Source organism: Canicola haemoglobinophilus (assembly GCF_002015075.1).
In the GTDB taxonomy this organism is placed as follows: domain Bacteria; phylum Pseudomonadota; class Gammaproteobacteria; order Enterobacterales; family Pasteurellaceae; genus Canicola; species Canicola haemoglobinophilus.
Window position 1 is genome coordinate 1 of record NZ_MUXZ01000075.1, and the last position, 511, is coordinate 511.

Sequence of the window (511 nt, forward strand, 5' to 3'; positions counted from 1 at the left end):
GAATCTACCGTTGATCTATCTGTTTGTGGCTCAAATTCAAACCCCTCTCCATACAGTGCAGTGTTTTCATCATGTCTGCCATAATAGGAAATGAGTTTATGCGTATGCGCTTTAATCTCATCATTTTGCTTCTGCCCAACCGCTAAACTGCCATGCGCATTACGAATAAATCTATCCTCAGCCAACGGGACATTATTAATTGAGCCGTATTTATCCACTAAATGCTGATAAAGCTCTGGATAATTTTGTTGTGTGACCGTGGTGCGAATGCTATCAAAGTCAATCCAACCATCAGGGATATTATCCGTTGGAAAATACGCCAACATTCCCACATCTGACCGCTTGATATTAGACACTTTGTTTTTATTGCCTAAAGCCCGATATAAATCGGGATAGGTTTGTGGATTAAATGTTAAATCCTCTACTAACAAAAATCCTTGTGGATTAGTTACCTCTTTGGGGAATGCTACAATAGCCCCAATAGGTATGCCATCACCGCCAGTATCTTTCC

The 511-nt window shown here is 40.5% G+C and carries 1 pseudogene; it reads right to left on the minus strand.

The window, feature by feature from the left end:
* Positions 1 to 511: pseudogene (locus B0186_RS11365) on the minus strand (tail fiber protein); the annotation flags it as partial.